Raw genomic sequence first — 21,909 nt, 5'->3', positions numbered from 1 at the left:
CGGCCGGTACACTGATACGGCTGACTGACACGAAAGGTACGTCGTGGCGATACTCTCCGTCGTGCTGCAGGTCCTGCTCGCAATCACGAGCCTCCTGCTCACGCTCCTCATCCTGCTGCACAAGGGCCGCGGTGGCGGCCTCTCCGACATGTTCGGTGGCGGTGTGACGAGCAACCTCGGTGCGTCCGGCGTGGCCGAGCGCAACCTCAACCGCATCACGGTGATCCTCGGTCTGGTCTGGATCGTCAGCATCATCGTGCTCGGTCTCATCAACAAGTTCACGGCGGGGGTCTGATCCATGGCTAGCGGAGGCAGTGCAATCCGAGGGTCCCGCGTCGGCGCCGGCCCGATGGGGGAGCAGGACCGCGGGGTCCAGGCAGAGCGTGTGGCGATCTCCTACTGGGACGCCCTCGGCAACGAGGTCGTCCGGTACTTCGCCGCGAACCTCCCCGACGAGGAGATCCCCGAGACGGTCGACTCGCCGTCCACCGGACTCCCGGCCGGTCGCGACAAGGAGAACCCGCCCGTGGTCTCCAAGACCGAACCCTACAAGACGCACCTCGCGTACGTGAAGGAACGCCGCACCGAGGAAGAGGCAGCGCAGCTCCTCGAGGACGCGCTCCAGCAGCTCCGCGAGCGACGCGGCACCGCGAAGAAGGACTAGCGCACCGAGCGCGACGAAGGCCCCCGTACCGTTCCGGTCCGGGGGCCTTCGTGCGTCTGGTGCTGCGTGGGCTCGTCTCGTCGGGGGCTGCGCCTCGACGGTGGCGTCCTGGCGTCCCGACTGTCGGCCCCGGGGGCGAGCTGTCGCGGACGCGCAGGCGCAGCGCCGGCACCGGCTCCCGCGCGGGCTCCTGCCTCCCGAGTGCTTGCGACATGCCGCATCCGGACGCCGAGTGTGCACGACCTGTCGCTCGGCGCGGAGTCGGGCGACAGGTTCCGCACCCTCGCGCCCCCACGGTGGCGCGACGGGACCACGCGGCATCGGCACGTGCTCCGTGGGTGCGCCCCCGATGGGGCCCGAACCGGGTCGCCGAGTGGTCACGACATGCCACGTCGTGGATGCCGAGGGCGCAGGAAGTGCCGCTCGGCGCGAGACGAGGCGACACGTCGTGCGACCTCGGCGGCACACGGACGGCACGTCGTGACCACTCGGCGCCGAGGCGGCCCGGCACCTCGGCCTGGAACCCCGCCACGTCGGCCCCGGCGCCCGGAACGCACGAAACCCGGTGCCGATCGGCACCGGGTCTCGTGGTCGTCAGGACGACGTGGCTAGTACGTCGACGCGATGAGGTTCTCGGGGACGTCGCGGGCGGCGTCCTGGTCGACGAAGAACACCGTGCGCTTCCGACCCTGCACGCCACCGACAGGGACCTCGTCCACGGCGGCGCCGGCCAGGGCGAGCCCGAGGACGGAGGCCTTCTCGGCACCGGACAGGATGACCCACACCCGCTGGGAGGCGTTGATCACCGGGAAGGTGACGGTCAGGCGCTGCGGCGGCGGCTTGGGGGAGTCGTCGACGGACACGACGGCGCGGTCCTTCACCGCGAGCTGCGGGAACTCGGGGAAGAGCGAGGCCGTGTGACCGTCGGGGCCGACGCCGAGCAGGGTGATGTCGAACCGGGGAGCGACGGCACCCTCGGGCGCGGCGTCCTGCAGCTCGCGCTCGTACTGCGCGGCGGCCTCGTCGATCGAGAGTCCGGCGTCCGAGGTGGCCATCGGGTGGATGTTCGCCTCGGGGATGTCGACGTGGTCGAAGAAGTCGGTCTGCGTCCCGGTGGTGTTCCGGTCCGCGTCACCCGCGGGCACCCAGCGTTCGTCGACCCACCACACGTGGACCTTGGACCAGTCGACGCTCTCGTGCGCCGGCGACTGCGCGATCGCCGCGAGCACCAGCGACGACACCGAGCCACCGCTGATGGCGATGTCGGCGCGCTCTTGCTCGTCGAGCACGTCGATGATCTTCGTGATGAAGCGTGCGGCGACCGAAGCGCCGAGGGCCTGCTTGTCCGGGTGCACGAGCACCCGCCGTTCGTTGGTCACATGACTCCCGTGTTCGTGGCGGCCGACCGGTCGGGCGACGGCCTTCGGTCCGACCGTCCCTCCGGCCGTCGCCCGTGGTGTGCGGGCGACGGCCGGTCCGGACGGCCGTGTGGGGTGCTCAGCGGGCGATGGTCTCGCGCAGCTGGGCGACCCCGTGCTTGACGACGTCTCCGAAGAGGACGTCCGGGTCGAGTCTACGGAGTTCCTCGGCCAGGCAGTCGCGCAGGTTGCGGCGTGGCAGCGACAGGTCGTGGGTCGGCTGTCCGGGCATCGAGAGCGTCGCCACGTCCACCAGGGACCGTTCGAGGTCGATGGTGCCCGACTCGCGCACCAGCTTGACGCCGTGGATGCCGCTCGAACCGGTCGCACGGGGCGACGTCACGACCGACACCGGCACCTGGAGCTGCAGCTGCAGCCAGGCCGCGAGCAGGATCGTCGACGGGCTGTCGAACGCGCCGCTGACCTCGACCGCGGTGATCGGCTCGTACGGCGGCTGGTCGAGCGCCGCGGCGAGCTGGTTCCGCCAGAGGGTCAGGCGGGTCCACGCGAAGTCGGTGTCGCCCGGCACGTACGAGGCCCCGAGGGCCTCGATCGCCCCGTTCGGGTCCTTCTGCGCGGCGGCGTCGGTGATCCGGCGCTGGGCGATGCGGCCGAGCGCCGAGGCGGCCGGCTGCTCCGGGGCGGTCTGCGGCCACCAGGCCACGACGGGGGCGTCCGGCAGGAGCAGGCCGGTGACCAGGCTCTCCTCGTCGGTCGCGGTCTCGCCGTAGGCGCGCAGCACGATGACCTCGCTGGCGCCCGCGTCGCTGCCGACACGGATCTGCGCGTCGAGGCGCCCGGGCGACTTCGTGTCGCCGTCGTTCTTCGACACGATGATGACGCGCATCGGGTGCTCACGGGACGCCTCGTTCGCGGCCTCGATCGCCTCTTCCTCGTGGCCCAGGGCCGTCGAGATGATGAGGGTCAGGACGCGTCCGAGTGCGACGGCGCCGCCCTCCTCGCGGATGTGGACGAGCTTCTTCTGGATCTTCGAGACCGTGGTGTTCGGCATGTCGATCTTCATGGACGCCTCCAGGTCCGGCCGTCGCGGGCGAGCAGGGCGTCGGCGGATGCCGGACCCCACGTGCCGGGGCGGTACTGCTCGGGCTGGCCCTGCGTGGCCCAGAACTCCTCGATCGGGTCGAGGATCTTCCAGGACAGCTCGACCTCCTGGTGCCGCGGGAACAGCGGCGGGTCGCCGAGGAGCACGTCGAGGATGAGTCGCTCGTACGCCTCGGGGGATGCCTCGGTGAACGCGTGGCCGTAGCCGAAGTCCATCGTCACGTCGCGCACCTGGGTGCCGACGCCGGGGACCTTCGAGCCGAAGCGGAGCGTGACGCCCTCGTCCGGCTGCACGCGGATGACGAGCGCGTTCTGTCCGAGCGGCGACTGGCTGTTGCCGTAGACGTCCTCGGGGACGCGCTTGAACACGATGGCGATCTCGGTCACGCGGCGGCCGAGTCGCTTGCCGGCACGCAGGTAGAACGGGACGCCCTGCCAGCGACGGGTCGCGATGTCGAGCTTGATCGCCGCGTAGGTCTCGGTGCCGGACTGCGGGTCCATGCCCGCCTCGTCGAGGAACCCGAGCACCTTCTCGCCGCCCTGCCAGCCGCCGGCGTACTGTCCGCGCGCGGTGGCGGTCGACAGGTCCTCGGGCAGGCGCACGGCGGAGAGCACCTTCTCCTTCTCGGCACGCAGGTCGGCGGCCTTGAACGAGACGGGCTCCTCCATCGCGGTGAGCGCGAGGAGCTGCAGCAGGTGGTTCTGGATGACGTCGCGCGCTGCGCCGATGCCGTCGTAGTAGGCGGCACGTCCGGCGACGCCGATGTCCTCGGCCATCGTGATCTGGACGTGGTCGACGTAGTTCGAGTTCCAGATGGGTTCGTACATCTGGTTCGCGAAGCGGAGCGTCAGCAGGTTCTGGACGGTCTCCTTGCCGAGGTAGTGGTCGATGCGGAACACGTCGTCGGGGGCGAAGACGCTCTCGACGATCGCGTTCAGCTCGCGCGCGGTGCGGAGGTCGGAGCCGAACGGCTTCTCGACGACCACGCGGCTCCAGGAGCCGTCGCGCTTCTCGGTCAGGCCGGACAGCTTGAGCTGTTCGGTGACGACCGGGAACATCTTCGGCGGGATCGACAGGTAGAACGCGTGGTTTCCCAGCGTCCCGCGCTCGGCGTCGAGGTCGTCGACGGTCCGCTTGAGTTCGCGGAACGCCTCGGGGTCGTCGAACGAGCCCTGCACGAAGCGGATGCCCTGTTCGAGCTGACGCCAGACGTCCTCGTCGAACGGGGTGCGGGAGTGTTCCTTGACCGCGTCGTGCACGAGCTGGGAGAAGTCCTGGTCCTCCCAGTCGCGTCGGGCGAAGCCGACGAGCGCGAACCCCGGGGGCAGCAGCCCCCGGTTTGCCAGGTCGTAGACCGCGGGCATCAGCTTCTTGCGGGACAGGTCGCCCGTCACGCCGAAGATGATGAGCGTGCTCGGTCCCGCGATCCGGTTCAGTCGACGATCCGTGGGCAGTCGGAGCGGGTTGTGCTCCGGAGTGACAGCCACCGGTGACATGAGTCGGTGAACTCCTTCGGGGGTCAGTGTGAGACGGCGGAGGCGATGGCCGCGGTGGCGGCGCGCACGTCCGACGTCGTGAGGGTCAGGACCGGCCGGCCGTGCTGCGCGAGGACACTCGCGTCACCGGCGGCCTGGGCCTGGATGAGTCGGCCGAACGAGAAGGGACGGCCCGGGATCGCCAGGTCCTCCGCTTCGTCGGCCACGATCTGCAGGAAGACGCCGTTCGCGGGTCCGCCCTTGTGGTACTGCCCGGTCGAGTGCAGGAACCGCGGGCCGTACCCGAAGGTGACGGGGCGGCCTGTGCGCGCCGCGATCGCGTCGCGCAGCGACTCGAGGTCGCCGTTCGCGGTGCGGTCCACGTACGCCTGCACCGACACGTAGCCGGTCGCGTCGAGTCCGGACAGGAGGCCCGACACGGCTTCCGCGAGCGTCGTCCCGACGGGCAGTCCAGGCGTCGCGCGGACGGCGATGCCGTCCTCGGAGAACGCCGGCTCGGCCGGCACGGGACGGTCCTCGAGCAGTCCCCGGGTCGCGACCTTGGCGGCCTCGACGTCGGGCTGGTCGAACGGGTTGATGCCGAGCAGACGCCCGGCGACCGCGACGGCGTACTCCCAGACGAGGATCTGCCCACCGAGCGTGCCGGTGATCTCGACCTCGCCCTCGACGACGTGGCGCTCGTCCTCGCGCGATCCGACCAGGCGGATGACCTGGACGTCGGGCAGGCCGGCGGTGACCTCGGGGGAGTCGGGGTGCAGGACGACGGGCAGGAGACCGCGGCCGTCCTTGCCGGTCGACTCGGCGATCAGCTGCTCGACCCAGTCGCCGAAGCCGACGATGTGGGTGCCGTCCGGCACGATCGCGATCTTGTCGCGCAGCGGTTCCGTCCCGGCGAGGACCGCGCCGAGCACGAGCCCGGGGTTCTCGTCGAGGTCGACGGAGAGCAGTGCCGAGATGGCGTCCGCCTCGTCGAGGAGCTCCGCGATGTCCGCACCCGCGAGCCCCGAGGGCACGAGGCCGAACGCGGTGAGCGCGGAGTAGCGGCCGCCGACGGTCGGGTCGGCGGTGAAGACGCGGTACCCGGCCGCGGTCGCGGTGGCCTCGAGCTCGGAGCCCGGGTCGGTCACGACGACGATGCGGCGGGCGGGGTCGATGCCGGCGTCACGGAAGGCCTGCTCGTACACCCGACGCTGCGAGTCCGTCTCGAGCGTGGAGCCGGACTTCGACGACACGACGAGCACGGTGCGCTCGAGGTCGGTGGCGACGGCCGCCCGGACCTGGGCCGGGTCGGTCGAGTCGAGCACGGTCAGCGGGACGCCCGCGGTCCGGGTGATGACCTCGGGCGCGAGCGACGAGCCGCCCATGCCGGCGAGGACGACACGGTCGACCCCGTCGGCGATGAGCGACTCGCGCAGTGCAGACACCTCGGCGACGAGCGGGCGGGAGACCGAGACGGCCTCCACCCAGCCGAGGCGCTTCGACGCCTCGGCCTCGGCGTCGGCTCCCCACAGGTCGGCGTCCTGGGCGGTGATGCCCGAGGCCACCAGGTCAGCGACGAGCCGCGGGACCACCTGTTCGATGGCCCGCGCGGCATCGCCGCTGGCTGCGATGGAAACCGTCACTACTTCGCGCCCTCGAGCGCGGCCTTGACGGTGTCGACGAGCTCGCCCCACGACACGTTGAACTTGTCCACGCCCTCCTTCTCGAGGAGCGCCACGACGTCGTCGTAGTCGATGCCCTGCGCGGCGAGCTGGTCGAGGACCTGCTGCGCGTCGTCGAACGAGCCGGCGATCGCGTCGCCGTGGATCTCGCCGTGCTCGAAGGTCGCGTCGAGGGTCTTGCCCGGCATGGTGTTGACCGTGTTCGGGGCGGCGAGCTCGGTCACGTAGAGCGTGTCGGGGAGCGACGGGTCCTTGACGCCGGTCGAGGCCCACAGCGGGCGCTGCGTGTTCGCACCGGACTCGAGCAGGCCGAGGGCGCGCTCGGAGGCGAACGCCTCGGTCCAGACCTGGTAGGCGAGCTGCGCGTTGGCGATGCCGGCCTTCGACTTGAGGGCCTTGGCCTCGTCGGTGCCGACGGCGTCCAGGCGCTTGTCGATCTCGGAGTCGACGCGCGAGACGAAGAACGAGGCGACCGAGTGGATCTTGGAGAGGTCGTGGCCGGCGGCCTTGGCCTTCTCGAGCCCACCGAGGTAGGCGTCGATGACGGCGCGGTAGCGCTCGAGCGAGAAGATCAGCGTGACGTTGACGGAGATGCCGGCGCCGATGACCTCGGTGATGGCCTCGAGGCCCTCGACCGTGGCGGGGATCTTGATGAGGACGTTCTCGCGACCGACCTTCTCGAACAGGAACTTGGCCTGCTCGATGGTCTTCTCGGTCTCGTGGGCCAGGCCCGGCTCGACCTCGATCGAGACACGGCCGTCGAAGCCCTTGGTCTCGTCGTAGATCGGCTTGAAGACGTCGGACGCGTTCGCGACGTCCTGCGTGGTGATCTCGAAGATCGCCTCGGTGACCTCGGTGCCCGCAGCGGCGAGCTCCTTGACCTGCGAGTCGTAGCGCTCGCCCTTGGCGAGGGCCGACGCGAAGATCGTCGGGTTCGTCGTCACGCCGACGACGTTCTTCTGCTCGATGAGCTCGGTGAGCTTGCCGGTCTCGAGGAGCTCACGGGAGAGGTCGTCGAGCCAGATGCTCACGCCGACCGCGGAGAGGGCGGCGGTGGGGGTGGTGTCAGCCATGTGTTTCTCTTCTTCTTTCGTCGACCGGCCCGGCGTCGTGGCGACGACCGGAGCCGTGGAGTCGTGGTGTGGGGGGCCGGGAGGTGGCTGGCGGAGGCGAGCCGCGCCTCCCGGCAGAAGGGCCGGATCCGGGTGACCGGACCCGGCCCCGGTGGGTCAGGAAGCCGCGATCGATTCCTTCGCGGCGGCGACGACGTGCTCCGTCGTGAAGCCGAACTCCTTGAAGAGCGTCTGGTAGTCGGCCGAGGCACCGAAGTGCTCGATCGAGACGCTGCGGCCCTTGTCGCCGACGATGTCGCGCCAGCTCATGGCGATGCCGGCCTCGACCGACACGCGTGCGGTGACGTCCTTCGGGAGCACCTGGTCCTGGTAGTTCTCGGACTGGGCGCGGAACCACTCGAGCGACGGTGCGCTGACGACGCGGGCGTTGATGCCCTCGCCCTTGAGCTGCTCGCGGGCCTCGACGGCGATCTGGACCTCGGAACCGGTCGCGATGAGGATCACGTCCGGGGTGCCGTTCGGCGCCTCGGCCAGGATGTACGCACCCTTGGCGACGTTCTTCGCCGACGCGAAGGTCTCACCCGACGCCTCGCCCTCGCCACGCTCGAAGACGGGGAGGTTCTGACGGCTCAGCGCGATGCCGGCCGGGCGGTCGGTGTGCTTGAGCATCTCGAGCCAGGCGTAGGCGACCTCGTTGGCGTCGGCGGGGCGGACCACGTCGAGGCCGGGGATCGCACGGAGCGAGGAGATCTGCTCGATCGGCTGGTGCGTCGGGCCGTCCTCGCCGAGGGCGACGGAGTCGTGCGTCCAGACGTAGATCGCCGGCGCCTGCATGAGCGCGGCGAGACGGACCGCCGGACGCATGTAGTCGCTGAAGATGAGGAACGTGCCGCCGAAGGGGCGGGTGTTCCCGTGCAGCACGATGCCGGACAGGATCGAGCCCATCGCGTGCTCGCGGATGCCGAAGTGCAGCACCCGGCCGTACGGGTCGGTGCTCCAGGCCTTCGTCGAGGCCTCGGCCGGACCGAAGGACTTGGCGCCCTCGATCGTGGTGAGGTTCGACTCGGCGAGGTCCGCCGAACCACCCCAGAACTCGGGCATGAGCGGCGCGATGGCGTTGATGACCTTGCCGGAGGCGGCGCGGGTCGAGACGGCCTTGTCGGTCGGGAAGACCGGCAGCGCCTCCTCGAGGCCCTCGGGGAGCTCGCCCGCGTTGATGCGGTCGAGGATCGCCTTCTTCTCCGGGTTGGCCGCGGCCCACGCGTCGAAGGTCTTCTGCCACTCGGCGTGCTCGGCCTGGCCCTTGGCGACGGCGCCGCGGGTGTACTCGAGGACCTCGGGGTCGACGTGGAAGGTCTGCTCGGGGTCGAAGCCGAGGACCTCCTTGAGGCCCTTCAGCTCCTCGCCACCGAGGGCGGAGCCGTGGATCTTGCCGGAGTTCTGCTTGGTCGGCGACGGCCAGCCGATGATCGTCTTGAGGACGATGAGCGACGGCTTGTCGGAGACGGCCTTGGCGGCCTCGACCGCGGCGAAGAGCGCCTCTGCGTCCTCCGAGTACTCGCCGGTCTGCTTCCAGTCGACGGTCTGGACGTGCCAGCCGAGGGCCTCGTAGCGGTCCGGGACGCTCTCCGAGAAGGAGATGTCGGTGTCGTCCTCGATCGAGATCTGGTTCGAGTCGTAGAAGACCACGAGGCGACCGAGCTGCTGGCGGCCGGCGAGGCTCGCGGCCTCGTTCGTGACGCCCTCCTGCATGTCGCCGTCACCGGCGATCACGTAGGTGAAGTGGTCGAACGGCGACTCGCCGTCGGCGGTCTCCGGGTCGAACAGGCCGCGCTCGAAGCGCTGCGCGTAGCCGAAGCCCACGGCGCTGGCGAGGCCCTGGCCGAGCGGGCCGGTGGTGATCTCGACACCGTCGGTGTGGCCGTACTCCGGGTGACCCGGGGTCTTCGAGCCCCACTTGCGCAGGTGCTGGAGGTCCTCGAGCTCGAGGCCGTATCCGTGCAGGTAGAACTGCACGTACTGCAAGATCGAGGCGTGACCGGCGGAGAGGATGAAGCGGTCGCGGCCGATCCAGGTGGAGTCGCTCGGGTCGCGACGCATCACCTTCTGGAAGAGCAGGTGGGCGAGCGGAGCGAGGCTCATCGCGGTGCCGGGGTGACCGTTGCCGGCGGCCTCGACCGAGTCGGCGGCGAGTACGCGGGCCGTGTCGACGGCCTTCCGGTCGATGGCGTCCCAGGTGAATTCAGCCACTTGGATGTTGACCCTTCTTGATGCGACATGTGCGAGGGCTCGTGCCATCGCACGGACATGTGGCCATCCCGGGGCCGAGTCGTGTCGCCGTCGAGCGGCGGCCGACCGGCTCGTCACGCCGACGTCATCGGGGCACGCACTGCGGGAGGGCATGTCCAGCATAGTGACCCGGCACTCAGAGGGGGTTCAGGAGACCTCCGAAGTCGGCGCCCGGGCAGCCGTCGGTGCTCCCCGCCGGGCGTGTCGGCGGCGTCGGGGTCCGCCGCGGATCCGGTCGGGATGTCGGAGCGGGGCACCGTCGCGGCGCTTCCATCGCGTAAACTGATCGGGACCCGTGGACATTCCGGGTCAGCGCATGCCCGGACGCCGCCGCAGTCGTCCACCGAGTGTGCGAGCTGATGCGAACAGACTGAGGTTCCCTTGCCGACTGACACCGTGACCCGGCCAGACACCGACCGACCCCGTTCGGTCCTGTCGCGCAAGGTCCGTGCGTACGTCTCGTTGACGAAGCCGCGCGTGATGGAGCTGCTGCTCGTCACCACGGCGCCGACGATGTTCCTGGCCGAGCGCGGTGTGCCGGATCTGTGGCTCGTCTTCTGGACGATGCTCGGCGGCGCGATGTCCGCCGGCTCCGCGTCGGCGTTCAACTGCTACATCGACCGCGACATCGACCGCCTCATGAAGCGGACGAGCACGCGGCCGCTCGTCACCGGCGAGCTCTCCGACCGCGAGGCCCTCGTGTTCTCGTGGGTCCTCGCCGTGCTCTCCACGGCGGTGCTCGGGTTCCTGGTGAACTGGCTCGCCGCCGCGCTGAGCGTCGTCGCGATCCTCATCTACGTGTTCGTGTACACGCTGTGGCTCAAGCGCCGCACCCCGCAGAACATCGTCTGGGGCGGCTCCGCGGGCTGCATGCCCGTCCTCATCGGCTGGGCCGGCGTCACCGGGTCGCTCACCTGGGCCCCGGTCATCCTGTTCATGGTCATCTTCCTCTGGACGCCGCCGCACTACTGGCCGCTCTCGATGAAGTACCGCGACGACTACGACGCCGCCGACGTCCCGATGCTCGCCGTCGTCCGCGGCCGCACCGTCGTCGGCCTGCAGGTGGTCCTGTACGCCTGGGCGACGCTCGTCTGCTCGCTCCTCCTCATCCCGGTCGCGCACATGGGGCCGCTCTACACGGTCGTCGCACTGGCCGGCGGCATCTGGTTCGTCGTCGAGGCCCACCGGCTGTACTCGCGGGCGATCCAGCACGTCGAGCACGTGCAGCCGATGCGCGTCTTCCACAGCTCGATCACCTACCTGACGCTGCTCTTCATCGCCGTGGGCATCGACCCGCTGCTGCCGCAGGTCTTCACCTTCTAGGCCGGGGCGTCGCCGCTGGGCGACGTCCGTGTCGTCGAGGCGCCGCCGGGGACGGCGGCGCCTCGTGCGTCGCGGGGCGTGCCGGCCGACGTCGGTCCGCTGCGACGCACGACGTGCCCGACCGGCGGCCGGGAGGCCCGTGGCGGCGCCGCCCCGGGCCTCCCGGCCGCACGGTGCACGCGTGGGCGTGGGCGTGGGCGTGGGCGTGGGGCGCGGGGCGCACGCGTGCTGCGACGATCCACCGGTCGATCGTCGCGCGCACTGACGCTCGATGCGCACGCACCGGATGCGTGCGCAACGAGCGACACCCCACGAGTCGATCGACTCGTGGGGTGTCGCGGAACGGTGCCGAGGGCGCGACGCGCCCGGGCGTCAGGCGTCGAGCGGTTCCCGCAGGGCGAGGCGGCCGGCACTGCCCCGGGTCGAGAGCACGACGGCGGTGGTCGCGCCGACGAGCAGCCCGGCGAGCACCATGTGCGTGCCGACGAGGCCGGCCGGCAGCCCCGTCCGGGCCTGCGTCAGGCCGACCGCGATCTGCAGGAACTCGACGACGAGCAGCAGGAGCGCCCACTTGCTCGACAGCCGCAGGCGCACCGCGCCGACGACGAGCACGAGGGTGAGGGCGAAGAGGGCGTAGGCCGGCCAGGCGTGCACGTGCTCCATGACCGCGGGGTCGAAGCCGGTGCGGTGCAGGCGTCCGCCGTCGACCTTCTCGTCGGCGCCGGCGTGCGGGCCGCTGCCGGTGGTGAGGATGCCGACGAGCACGGTGACGACGACCGCGGCGACGGTGGCGCGGACGACGCCGGTGTACCAGGCGGGCACGAGCCGGTCGGCGGTGCGGGGACCGTGCACGGTGCGGTAGACGAGGGCCGCGGTGACGGCGGTGAGGGCGGCCGAGACCACGAAGTGCAGGCCGACCACGAACGGGTTCAGGCTCGTGAGGACGCTCAGCCCGCCGATGACGGCCTGCACCGGGATCGCGACGCCCTGGGCGAACGCGAGCCAGAACAGCTCGGGCCGGGTGCGGAGCATCCGGACGACCGCCAGGAACATCGCGACGGCGACGACGACGAGCACGAACGTGAGCAGGCGGTTGCCGAACTCGATGACCCCGTGGATGCCCATCTCGGGCGTGGACACGAGCGACTCCGCGGTGCACTTCGGCCAGGTCGGGCAGCCGAGACCGGACGCGGTGAGCCGCACGAGGCCGCCGGTGCCGATCAGCAGGACCTCGACGACGAACGACGCCCATGCGAGCGCGACCACGCGAGCGTCGACCACGCGGGGGAGCGACCACCACGGCTCGGAGCGGACGTCCTGCTCGACGGGGGTTCCGACGCGTGTCACGAGGGTGGTGCCTTCCTGTTGTTCCGTGCAGTGAACCTGTAGGATTCGAGGGTTCAGCAGCAGTCAAGTCTAGGCAGGCGCCGGCTCCGAATGAGCCGAGTTCGCCGATCACTCCACGGACTGCGTGGAACCATTGTCGTTGCGAGGGAGCAGCACCGTGTCCGCCTGTCGGCGGTCTGCGGTGGAATGGCGTCCAGACGCCACGGGTTCACACCCGAGAACGCTGTCCGCGAGAAGGAAACGAGGAGACCATGTCCGACGTGCTCATCGACCGTCCCGAGCTCGAAGGGCTCGGCCAATACGAGTTCGGCTGGTCCGACTCCGACTCGGCCGGCGCCTCCGCCCGTCGCGGTGTCTCGGACGAGGTCGTCACCGACATCTCGAACCTCAAGGGCGAGCCCGAGTGGATGCTGAAGAACCGCCTCAAGGGGTTGTCGCTCTTCGGCCGCAAGCCGATGCCGACGTGGGGTGCCGACCTGACCGGCATCGACTTCGACAACATCAAGTACTTCGTGCGCTCCACGGAGAAGCAGGCGCAGTCGTGGGAGGACCTGCCCGCCGACATCCGTGAGACCTACGAGAAGCTCGGCATCCCCGAGGCGGAGCGCCAGCGCCTCGTCGCCGGTGTCGCCGCGCAGTACGAGTCCGAGGTCGTCTACCACCAGATCCGCGAGGACCTGGAGCAGCAGGGCGTCATCTTCATGGACACCGACACGGCGCTCCGCGAGCACCCCGAGCTGTTCGAGGAGTACTTCGGCACCGTGATCCCGGCCGGCGACAACAAGTTCGCCGCGCTGAACACGGCCGTCTGGTCCGGTGGCTCGTTCGTCTACGTCCCGAAGGGCGTGCACGTCGAGATCCCGCTGCAGGCCTACTTCCGGATCAACACCGAGAACATGGGCCAGTTCGAGCGGACGCTGATCATCGCGGACGAGGACTCGTACGTCCACTACATCGAGGGCTGCACCGCCCCGATCTACAAGTCGGACTCGCTGCACTCGGCCGTCGTCGAGATCATCGTGAAGAAGAACGCCCGCGTGCGGTACACGACGATCCAGAACTGGTCGAACAACGTCTACAACCTCGTCACCAAGCGTGCGATCGCGCACGAGGGCGCGACGATGGAGTGGATCGACGGCAACATCGGCTCCAAGGTGACGATGAAGTACCCGTCGATCTACCTCGCCGGCGAGCACGCCAAGGGCGAGACCCTGTCGGTCGCCTTCGCCGGCCCGGGCCAGCACCAGGACGCCGGCGCGAAGATGGTCCACATGGCGCCGTACACGACGTCGTCGATCGTCTCGAAGTCGATCGCCCGCGGTGGCGGTCGTGCCGGGTACCGCGGCGAGGTCCGCGTCGACGCCAGCGCACACCACTCGGCGAACACCGTGCGCTGTGACGCGCTGCTGGTGGACACGATCAGCCGGAGCGACACCTACCCGGCGATCGACATCCGGGTCGACGACGTGCAGCTCGGTCACGAGGCCACGGTCTCGCGGGTCAGCGAGGAGCAGCTCTTCTACCTGATGTCCCGCGGCATGCCCGAGGACGAGGCGATGGCGATGATCGTGCGCGGCTTCATCGAGCCGATCGCCCGTGAGCTCCCGATGGAGTACGCACTCGAACTCAACAAGCTCATCGAGATGAGCATGGAAGGATCCGTCGGCTAGATGTCCAGCACCACCCCTCCCCACATCGACCAGCCGATCGAGCCCGCGGCCCCCGCCCAGGGCGGGACCCAGCACGGCGCCGGAGCCCACTCCGACGGCGGCTGGGACGCCCCCGACAAGACCGTCCCGGTCCAGACCCGCTCCGAGCGGTTCCAGTCCGGTGACCTCGACGCGTTCCCGGCGGTCACCGGGCGCGAGGTGAACTGGAAGTTCGCGCCGCTCGCGAAGCTCCAGCCGCTGCTCGACGGCGGACTCGACGGGTCCGCCTACCCGTACCTCGCGCGCCAGTCCGACGGTGCCGACGTGGACTGGGGTCGCAGCGACGACCCCCGCGTCGGTTCCGCCGGGCTCCCCGAGGACCGCGCCGCCGCGGCGGCCTGGTCCGCGCGGGACGCGGTGCTCGCGGTCACGATCACGGCCACCGACGCGAACGAGTTCATCACGCTGACCCGTTCGGACTTCGGTTCCCAGCCCCGCGCGGCGCACACGGTGATCACCGCCGAGCCGCACGCGCAGGGCATCGTCGTCCTCGACAACCGGGGTTCCGCGCTCCTCACCGAGAACGTCGAGATCGTCGTGCAGGACGGCGCGCGGCTGACGGTCGTCAGCGTGCAGGACTGGGACGACGACGCGGTGCACGTCGCGACCCACTTCGCCGAGGTCGGCCGCGACGCCTTCCTCAAGCACGTCGTGGTCTCGCTCGGCGGCGACGTCGTCCGGGTCAACCCCTCGACGCACCTCGGTGCCCAGGGCGCCGACACCGAGATGTACGGCGTCTACTTCGCCGACGCGGGTCAGTACATCGAGCAGCAGGTCTACGTGAACCACGACGCGCCGAACACGCGCGGTCGGGTCAACTACAAGGGCGCGCTGCAGGGCCAGGGGGCGCACACCGTCTGGATCGGCGACGTCCTGATCGGGCGCGCCGGCGACGGCACCGACTCGTACGAGCAGAACCGCAACCTCGTGCTGACGGACGGCACCCGCGCCGACAGCATCCCGAACCTCGAGATCGAGACGGGCAACATCGAGGGCGCCGGCCACGCGAGCGCGACCGGGCGCTTCGACGACGAGCAGCTGTTCTACCTGCAGGCCCGCGGGATCCCGGAGGAAGAGGCCCGTCGCCTCGTCGTGCTCGGCTTCCTGGTCGAGATCATCCAGAAGATCGGCGCGCCCGAGCTCGAGGAACGTCTCATCGCCGCCGTCGAGCAGGAGCTGGCGGAGGGCCGTTCGGTCATCGCGGCACCCGCTGAGCCCACCGACGCTGCGTCCGAGAACACCGAGGCGACCGCCTGATGGCCGAGAAGGTCTGCGCCGAAGCCGACATCGCGGTGGACAGCCCGATGCGGGTCGTCGTCGGCGGTACGGCCGTCGCCATCGTGAAGGACTCCGCCGGCACAGTCCACGCGATCGGCGACACCTGCACGCACGGCGACATTTCGCTCGCCGAGGGGTTCGTCGAGGGCGACTCGCTCGAGTGCTGGGCCCACGGGTCCCGCTTCTCACTGACCACCGGCAAGCCGCAGAACTTCCCGGCCTACGAGCCGGTCCCGGTCTTCCGGGTCGAGGTCCGCGACGGCGACGTCTACGTCGACGTCCAGGACGTCGTCCCGGTCGACTGAGCCCCCACACTTCCCGCGGCTGACGCCGCACCACAGCTGCAACCGAAGGAACGCAATGTCCACTCTGGAAATCCGTGACCTCAAGGTCTCGATCGACACCGATCAGGGCACGAAGGACATCCTCAAGGGTGTCGACCTCACCATCAACGAGGGCGAGATCCACGCGATCATGGGGCCGAACGGCTCCGGCAAGTCGACCCTCGCGTACACGATCGCCGGGCACCCCCGCTACAACGTGGTCGGCGGCTCGATCACGCTCGACGGCCAGGACGTCCTCGCGATGAGCGTCGACGAGCGTGCCCGTGCGGGCATGTTCCTCGCCATGCAGTACCCGGTCGAGATCCCCGGCGTGACGGTGTCGAACTTCCTCCGCACCGCCAAGACGGCGATCGACGGCGAGGCCCCGGCCCTGCGCGGCTGGATCAAGGAGCTCCGCCAGTCGATGGCCGACCTCAAGATGGACTCGTCGTTCGCCGAGCGCAACGTCAACGAGGGCTTCTCCGGCGGCGAGAAGAAGCGCCACGAGATCATGCAGCTCGAGCTCCTCAAGCCGAAGTTCGCCGTCCTCGACGAGACCGACTCCGGCCTGGACGTCGACGCGCTGAAGATCGTGTCCGAGGGCGTCAACCGCGCCAAGGCCGCCACCGGCCTCGGCGTGCTGCTCATCACGCACTACACGCGCATCCTCCGCTACATCAAGCCGGACTTCGTGCACGTCTTCGTCGCCGGCAAGGTCGCGGAGCAGGGCGGCCCGGAGCTCGCCGAGCGCCTCGAGAACGAGGGCTACGACCGCTACGTGCAGGCCGCGGCCGCCGAGGTGCAGGCCTGATGATCGCCGCACTGGCACCCGAGAAGTTCGACGAGGTCGTCGAGGGCCTCAAGGAGGTCCAGGACCCGGAGCTCGGCGTCAACATCGTCGACCTCGGGCTCATCTACGACCTCGCCTGGGACGACGACGCGAACGCGCTCGTCATCAGCATGACGCTCACGAGCGCCGGCTGCCCGCTGACCGACGTCATCGAGGGCGACACCGCGAACGCCCTCGACGGCATCGTGGACGCGTTCCGCATCAACTGGGTCTGGATGCCGCCGTGGGGTCCGGAGCGGATCACCGACGACGGGCGCGAGATGATGCGCGCCCTCGGGTTCGCGATCTAGTCGCGACCCACCGACGGACGGGAGGCGCGGTGCCAGCTGGCACCGCGCCTCCCGTCCGTTCGTCGGTGCGTCACGCGCGGGGCGCGCCGCCGAGGTCGCGCAATCTGTCGCTCGCGACGCGATCTGGCGGCACTTCGTGCGACCTCGGCGAACCGCCGGCGGCGGTTCTTGCGACCTCGGCACCCGGCCGTACGCGCGCTGCGCGCTGGGCGCGCCGCCGAGGTCGCGCAATCTGTCGCTCGCGACGCGATCCGGCGGCACTTCGTGCGACCTCGGCGAACTGCTCGCGGCGTGTCCTGCGACCTCGGCGCCCGTGCGCAGAACGGCCCCGCACCGAACCGGTGCGGGGCCGTCGTCGGCACGCTCAGCGGCGCCCGAGCGCCTTCCACGCGAGCGGCAGGACGCCGGCGGCGATGAGGGCCTTGGCGATGCCACCGACGACGAACGGGTACAGGCCGGCGGCGAGCACCGACTGGACGTCGTTCGGGGCGCCGAGCTGGCCGAGCGCCACGGCGAGCCAGGGGAGGCCGGTCACGAACGGGACGGCGCTGGCGAGCAGCATCGCGACCGCTGCGCGACCGACGTGACGGTCCCAGTCGCGGCGCGCGAGCCAGCCGACGAGCCCGGCGGCCGGGATGAAGCCGATGACGTACCCGAAGCTCGGCAGGGCGAGTGCCTGCAGGCCGCCCTGCATGTCGGCGAAGAACGGGGCGCCTGCGAGTCCGGCGACTGCGTAGACGAGCAGCGAGAGCATGCCGCGGCGTGCGCCGAGCGTCGCGCCGACGAGCACGACGGCGAGCGTCTGCCCGGTGATCGGGACCGGCCACATCGGGACCTCGAGCTGTGCCATCGCGGCGGTGAAGAGCGCTCCGCCGGCGACCAGGGCGGCGTTCGTGGCCAGGCCGTGCGACCGGAGACGGTCGGCGAGGACTGCGCGGGGAGCGAACCCGGTGGCGTTCGTCATGGATTCTCCTAGAATGGACTGCTGGTCCCGTTCGGGACCATCGGTCCCGTCAGCGTAGCGGTGCACCTCCCGCACACGTCGTTGTGCAAAACCACCAACTGATTGGACGTCCACTGTGCTTGCCGTGCACGAACTCGAGATCCGCGTCGGAGCTCGTCTCCTCATGGAGGACGTCTCCTTCCGTGTCGAGAAGGGCGACAAGATCGGACTCGTCGGCCGCAACGGCGCGGGGAAGACGACGATGACCAAGGCCCTGGCCGGGGAGACCCAGCCCACGGACGGCAAGATCGAGCGCGGTGGCGAGATCGGCTACCTGCCGCAGGACCCGCGCTCCGGCGACCCGGAGGAGACCGCCCGCAAGCGCATCCTCGATGCTCGCGGGCTCGGTGAGCTCGTCGAGGGCATCCGCCTCGCGACGCTCGACATGGCGAGCGACGACGCGGCCGTGGCCGAGAAGGCGATGCGCCGCTACAGCCGTCTCGACGACCAGTTCAACGCGCTCGGCGGCTACGCGGCCGAGGCCGAGGCCGCGTCGATCGCCTCGAACCTCAAGCTGCCGGACCGCATCCTCGACCAGCAGCTGAAGACCCTGTCCGGTGGCCAGCGTCGACGCATCGAGCTCGCCCGGATCCTGTTCTCGGACGCCGAGACGATGATCCTCGACGAGCCGACCAACCACCTCGACGCCGACTCGGTCGTCTGGCTGCGCGAGCACCTGAAGACCTACCCCGGCGGCGTCATCATCATCTCCCACGACGTCGAACTCGTGGACGAGGTCGTCAACCGCGTGTTCTACCTCGACGCGAACCGGCAGACCATCGACATCTACAACATGGGCTGGAAGCTCTACCAGCGGCAGCGCGTCGCCGACGAGGAGCGCCGCCGCAAGGAGCGCGCGGGCGCCGAGAAGAAGGCCGCCACGCTCAAGGACCAGGCCGCCCGCTTCGGCGCCAAGGCGTCGAAGGCAGCCGCAGCGCACCAGATGGTCGCGCGCGCCGACAAGCTGCTCGCCGGCCTCGAGGACGAGCGCGTCGCCGACCGTGTCGCGAAGATCCGCTTCCCGACGCCCGCCCCGTGCGGCCGAACGCCGCTCATGGCCGAGGGGCTGTCGAAGTCCTACGGGTCGCTCGAGATCTTCGCGGGCGTCGACCTGGCGATCGACCGCGGCTCGCGCGTCGTGATCCTCGGCTTCAACGGCGCGGGCAAGACGACGCTGCTGCGGATCCTGGCGGGCGCTGACCTGCCCGACACCGGCGAGATCCAGCCCGGCCACGGCCTGCGCATCGGCTACTACGCGCAGGAGCACGAGAACATCGACGTCAACCGCACCGTGATCGAGAACATGGTGTCGGCGTCGACCGACCTCAACGAGACCGAGGCCCGTCGCGTGCTCGGGTCATTCCTGTTCACCGGCGACGACGGCTACAAGAAGGCCGGTGTCCTCTCCGGCGGCGAGAAGACCCGACTGTCGCTCGCGATGATCGTGGTTTCGGGCGCGAACGTCCTGCTGCTCGACGAGCCGACGAACAACCTGGACCCGGCGTCGCGCGAGGAGATCCTCAACGCCCTCGCCGGCTTCGAGGGCGCGGTCGTCCTGGTGTCCCACGACGCCGGCGCGGTCGAGGCGCTCAACCCCGAGCGCGTGCTGCTCCTGCCGGACGGCACCGAGGACCACTGGAACAAGGACTACGCGGAGCTCATCGAGCTCGCCTAGGCGCGTTGGTCTGGTGGGACCGGCTTGACGGACGGGAGGCCCGTGGCGAGATCGCCGCGGGCCTCCCGTCCGTCGTGTGCGCACCTGACGACGTCCGGGCGGGGAGTCGATCCGCGCGTGGTGGGGTGGAACGTCGGCTCTCGGTGGTGTGTGCGGTGCGCGGTCTGCGTGGGATGGGGCGTGGGGCCTAGCTGTGCTGGTCCTGCAGTGGGAGTTGTTGTCGTCGGCGGAAGGTCACGTCCCATCGCGCTCGGCATGGGAAGACGAACCGCGCGTCGGTGGGCGGAACGTCGAGCCTCCTACGCGCGGAACTGCTCACCACGCGCAGAGCTGTTCACCGAGGGCGACGAGGCTCACCATGCGCGAGAGTTCCCATCGCGCGCCGCATGGGAAGGTGAAGTGCGCGTCGTGGGGCGGAAGGTTCGGCCTCCTACGCGCGGAACTGCCAGCCACGCGCGCATCTGCAGCGCCCTGCGGCGGGAAGTCTTCTCACGCGCGGAAGTTCCCATCGCGCGCGGCATGGGAAGGTGAATCGCGCATAGTTGGGCGGAACGTTCGGCCTCCTACGCGCGAAAGTGCCTCCTACGCGCGGAACGACCTCCGACGCGCGGAACTACACCCCACGCGCGGATCAGCGCCGCGACGCGAGCAGCTCGTCCTCGATCTCGGCGTCGGTCTTCGGCTTGGCGTCCTTGCGGCGCTGCCGCTCGAGGGCGCGCTCGCGTTCCTCGGGGTCGTCCTGGTTGAGGTTGCGGTACTCCTGCACCATCACGTACGCCAGGAAGCCGAAGCCCCCCGCCGCGAACAGGAACCACTGGATGAAGTAGCTCAGGTGCAGGCCGGTGTCGGCGTTCGGGCGTTCCCAGCCGAGGGGACGTGCCTCGGCGGGGGCGGGGGACTCCGACGCGAGCTGGCCGTAGGCGCCGGTCCAGATCGGGGTGTCGACCTTCTTCGCGACGTCGCCGAGGGTCACCGACTGCACCTGGTCGGTGTGCGCCGGGTCGGTGCGGCCGGGGATGCGGGGCTCGCTCTCCTGCAGACGGACGATCGCGGTGACCTCGCCCGACGGGGGAGCGGGCACGTGGTCGGGGGCGTCCTGCGCGTTGCCGGTCGGGACCCAGCCGCGGTCCACGATGAAGGCGCGGCCCTCCGCGGTGACGAGCGGGGTGAGGACCTCGAACCCGGGCTGTCCGTTGTGCACGCGGTTGCGGACGAGGAGCTGGGCGTCGGTGTCGTAGCGACCGGTGACGGCGACGCGGAGCCACTCCTGCTCGTCCTGCCAGCTCGACGCCGTCGGCAGCGCCTGGTCGAGCGGGACGGGGGTGTGGTCGTAGTTCTGCGCGACCTGCTCGTTCTGGCGGACGGCCTCGTTCCGGCGGTCCCACTGCCACATGCCGAACAGTGCGCACACGATCGCGAAGGCCACGGCGATCGCGAAGTAGCCGAGCCAGCGGCGGCTGCGGACGAAGCGCCACCCGACGAACGGCTCGTCCGGGTCGCGGGGGGACTCGTCGTCGCGTCGGACGTGCGCGGTGGCCTGCTGCAGCCGGGCGGCGTGCTTTCGGCCGTAGCGGGAGTGCGGGTCGAACGGCTCCGTCATCGCGAGGTGCCGGTGGAGCGCACCCCGACGTCGTTCTTGGGAGCCGCTGACGGGTCGCGTTCGTCGTCGAGGTGGTCGACGTCCTCGTGCATGCCGGTGACGCGCACCGGGAAGGAGCGGGACCGCAGGTAGTCGGCCAGGAAGTCACGGTGCTCGTCGCACGCCGCCCAGATCTTCACGCGGTCGGCGGAATGGATGCGCGGGTTGCGCCAGTTGACGCGCCACGCGGCGGTCGACGTGCAGCCGGCCCGCGAGCACACCGGCGTCGAACCCGGCTCGGTGTGCAGGTCGAAGGTCGCGCCCATCAGCGGTGACCCCACATCTTCGATCGGTCGCCGTTGCGCTGCCACTCGTCCTGCGCGTTCTGGGCCTGCTCGCGCAGACGGTCCTGCTCGTCGCGGTAGGCCTGGGCGCGGGCGTCCTCCTGCTGTTCACGCAGGCGCGGGTCGACCGCGTCGTAGAGCACGATCGAGCCGGCGGGGGAGACCATGTCGCTCTCGGTGCGGCTGCCCGCGTTCGCGATGACGACGGCGACCCAGGGGATCACGGCCGCGAGGACGATCGGGATGACCGCGAACCACGAGTGCCAGGTCGTCCAGACCAGCACGGCGACGATGAACAGGACGACCCTGACGGCCATCTGCCAGATGTAGCGGGACAGGCGGTGCGCCCGGTCCTGCTCCGGCGAATCCGGGAGCGTCGTGATGCTCGTGTGCGTGCTCTTCATACAGATGGTCTCCGTCTACCAGGTCTCCAGCCTAAGCCCGCGAGGCCGTGCGCGGTCACGGCGCGCGCACGCCGGACGGCGCGTCGTGCGCAGGCCGGACGGCCGCGGTGCCTCCGGTAC

General features: G+C 70.3%; 19 protein-coding genes and 1 pseudogene. 9 read left to right on the top strand and 11 right to left on the bottom strand.

What is annotated here, in order from left to right; translation table 11 throughout:
• Positions 1–43: 43 nt before the first annotated feature.
• Positions 44–295 (top strand): preprotein translocase subunit SecG, encoded by a 252-nt coding sequence (gene secG / locus BIU94_RS06480; protein ID WP_017887256.1) that lies wholly within the window; start codon positions 44–46, stop codon positions 293–295.
• A gap of 3 nt (positions 296–298) precedes the next feature.
• Entirely contained in the window at positions 299–664 is a 366-nt protein-coding gene (locus BIU94_RS06475; RefSeq protein ID WP_071255653.1) for an RNA polymerase-binding protein RbpA, read from the top strand.
• 608 nt (positions 665–1,272) lie between these two features.
• Here the strand turns inward: BIU94_RS06475 and pgl are convergent.
• The 6 genes from pgl to tkt form a co-directional block, all read right to left on the bottom strand.
• Positions 1,273–2,043, bottom strand: a complete 771-nt coding sequence (gene pgl, locus BIU94_RS06470) for a 6-phosphogluconolactonase (protein WP_071255650.1) — start codon at positions 2,041–2,043, stop codon at positions 1,273–1,275.
• Between the two features lie 118 nt (positions 2,044–2,161).
• Entirely contained in the window at positions 2,162–3,106 is a 945-nt protein-coding gene (locus tag BIU94_RS06465; protein WP_071255648.1) for a glucose-6-phosphate dehydrogenase assembly protein OpcA, read from the bottom strand.
• Positions 3,103–4,641, bottom strand: coding sequence for a glucose-6-phosphate dehydrogenase (gene zwf, locus BIU94_RS06460; protein ID WP_071255644.1), 1,539 nt, complete (start codon positions 4,639–4,641; stop codon positions 3,103–3,105). The genes BIU94_RS06465 and zwf overlap by 4 nt, the downstream gene beginning before the upstream one ends.
• A gap of 23 nt (positions 4,642–4,664) precedes the next feature.
• Positions 4,665–6,263, bottom strand: a complete 1,599-nt coding sequence (locus tag BIU94_RS06455; RefSeq protein ID WP_071255641.1) for a glucose-6-phosphate isomerase — start codon at positions 6,261–6,263, stop codon at positions 4,665–4,667.
• Positions 6,263–7,375, bottom strand: coding sequence for a transaldolase (tal, locus tag BIU94_RS06450; protein ID WP_071255638.1), 1,113 nt, complete (start codon positions 7,373–7,375; stop codon positions 6,263–6,265). The genes BIU94_RS06455 and tal overlap by 1 nt, the downstream gene beginning before the upstream one ends.
• A 156-nt stretch (positions 7,376–7,531) precedes the next feature.
• Positions 7,532–9,625: a transketolase gene (tkt, locus tag BIU94_RS06445; RefSeq protein ID WP_071255634.1), complete on the bottom strand. Its 2,094-nt coding sequence runs from the start codon at positions 9,623–9,625 to the stop codon at positions 7,532–7,534.
• A 435-nt stretch (positions 9,626–10,060) separates the two neighbouring features.
• Here tkt and BIU94_RS06440 point away from each other — a divergent pair, with 435 nt between their 5' ends.
• Complete coding sequence (locus BIU94_RS06440) at positions 10,061–10,987, top strand: heme o synthase (RefSeq protein ID WP_071255633.1); 927 nt, start codon at positions 10,061–10,063, stop codon at positions 10,985–10,987.
• Between the two features lie 372 nt (positions 10,988–11,359).
• Here the strand turns inward: BIU94_RS06440 and BIU94_RS06435 are convergent, their stop codons facing one another.
• On the bottom strand, positions 11,360–12,334 hold the full coding sequence (locus tag BIU94_RS06435) for a heme A synthase (RefSeq protein WP_071255631.1): 975 nt from the start codon (positions 12,332–12,334) through the stop codon (positions 11,360–11,362).
• 251 nt (positions 12,335–12,585) lie between these two features.
• On the opposite strand from BIU94_RS06435, the gene sufB reads away from it, so the two are divergent.
• From sufB to BIU94_RS06410, 5 genes are read left to right on the top strand one after another with little or no spacing between them, the layout of a single operon-like run.
• Positions 12,586–14,004: a Fe-S cluster assembly protein SufB gene (sufB, locus tag BIU94_RS06430; RefSeq protein WP_071255626.1), complete on the top strand. Its 1,419-nt coding sequence runs from the start codon at positions 12,586–12,588 to the stop codon at positions 14,002–14,004.
• The gene (gene sufD, locus BIU94_RS06425) at positions 14,005–15,300 is read left to right on the top strand and encodes a Fe-S cluster assembly protein SufD (protein WP_071255625.1); all 1,296 of its coding nucleotides are present in this window, start codon (positions 14,005–14,007) and stop codon (positions 15,298–15,300) included.
• The gene (locus BIU94_RS06420) at positions 15,297–15,626 is read left to right on the top strand and encodes a non-heme iron oxygenase ferredoxin subunit (RefSeq protein ID WP_071255622.1); all 330 of its coding nucleotides are present in this window, start codon (positions 15,297–15,299) and stop codon (positions 15,624–15,626) included. The genes sufD and BIU94_RS06420 overlap by 4 nt, the downstream gene beginning before the upstream one ends.
• 55 nt (positions 15,627–15,681) lie before the next feature.
• Positions 15,682–16,455: a Fe-S cluster assembly ATPase SufC gene (gene sufC, locus BIU94_RS06415; RefSeq protein ID WP_071255612.1), complete on the top strand. Its 774-nt coding sequence runs from the start codon at positions 15,682–15,684 to the stop codon at positions 16,453–16,455.
• Positions 16,455–16,784: a metal-sulfur cluster assembly factor gene (locus BIU94_RS06410; RefSeq protein ID WP_071255608.1), complete on the top strand. Its 330-nt coding sequence runs from the start codon at positions 16,455–16,457 to the stop codon at positions 16,782–16,784. Before sufC ends, BIU94_RS06410 begins: the two co-directional genes overlap by 1 nt.
• A 364-nt stretch (positions 16,785–17,148) precedes the next feature.
• Here the strand turns inward: BIU94_RS06410 and BIU94_RS06405 are convergent, their stop codons facing one another.
• Complete coding sequence (locus tag BIU94_RS06405) at positions 17,149–17,748, bottom strand: biotin transporter BioY (RefSeq protein WP_071255604.1); 600 nt, start codon at positions 17,746–17,748, stop codon at positions 17,149–17,151.
• A 115-nt stretch (positions 17,749–17,863) separates the two neighbouring features.
• On the opposite strand from BIU94_RS06405, the gene BIU94_RS06400 reads away from it, so the two are divergent.
• Positions 17,864–19,462: an ABC-F family ATP-binding cassette domain-containing protein gene (locus BIU94_RS06400; protein WP_071255601.1), complete on the top strand. Its 1,599-nt coding sequence runs from the start codon at positions 17,864–17,866 to the stop codon at positions 19,460–19,462.
• A 631-nt stretch (positions 19,463–20,093) separates the two neighbouring features.
• Here BIU94_RS06400 and BIU94_RS06395 read toward each other — a convergent pair.
• The 3 genes and pseudogenes from BIU94_RS06395 to BIU94_RS06385 all read right to left on the bottom strand — a co-directional run bounded on the left by BIU94_RS06395 (position 20,094) and on the right by BIU94_RS06385 (position 21,789).
• A complete protein-coding gene (locus tag BIU94_RS06395; RefSeq protein WP_083404621.1) occupies positions 20,094–21,062 on the bottom strand; it encodes an SURF1 family protein in 969 nt (322 codons plus the stop codon).
• Between the two features lie 98 nt (positions 21,063–21,160).
• A pseudogene (locus BIU94_RS06390) lies at positions 21,161–21,367 on the bottom strand (hypothetical protein); the annotation flags it as partial.
• A complete protein-coding gene (locus BIU94_RS06385; protein WP_071255599.1) occupies positions 21,367–21,789 on the bottom strand; it encodes a DUF3099 domain-containing protein in 423 nt (140 codons plus the stop codon). The pseudogene BIU94_RS06390 and the gene BIU94_RS06385, both read right to left, overlap by 1 nt.
• Positions 21,790–21,909 lie beyond the last annotated feature (120 nt).

This window comes from Curtobacterium sp. MMLR14_006 (assembly GCF_001864985.1).
Taxonomy (GTDB): Bacteria; Actinomycetota; Actinomycetes; order Actinomycetales; family Microbacteriaceae; genus Curtobacterium.
The sequence above is the reverse complement of the archived record's forward strand: the minus strand, read 5'-3'. Positions and strand labels throughout refer to the sequence as shown.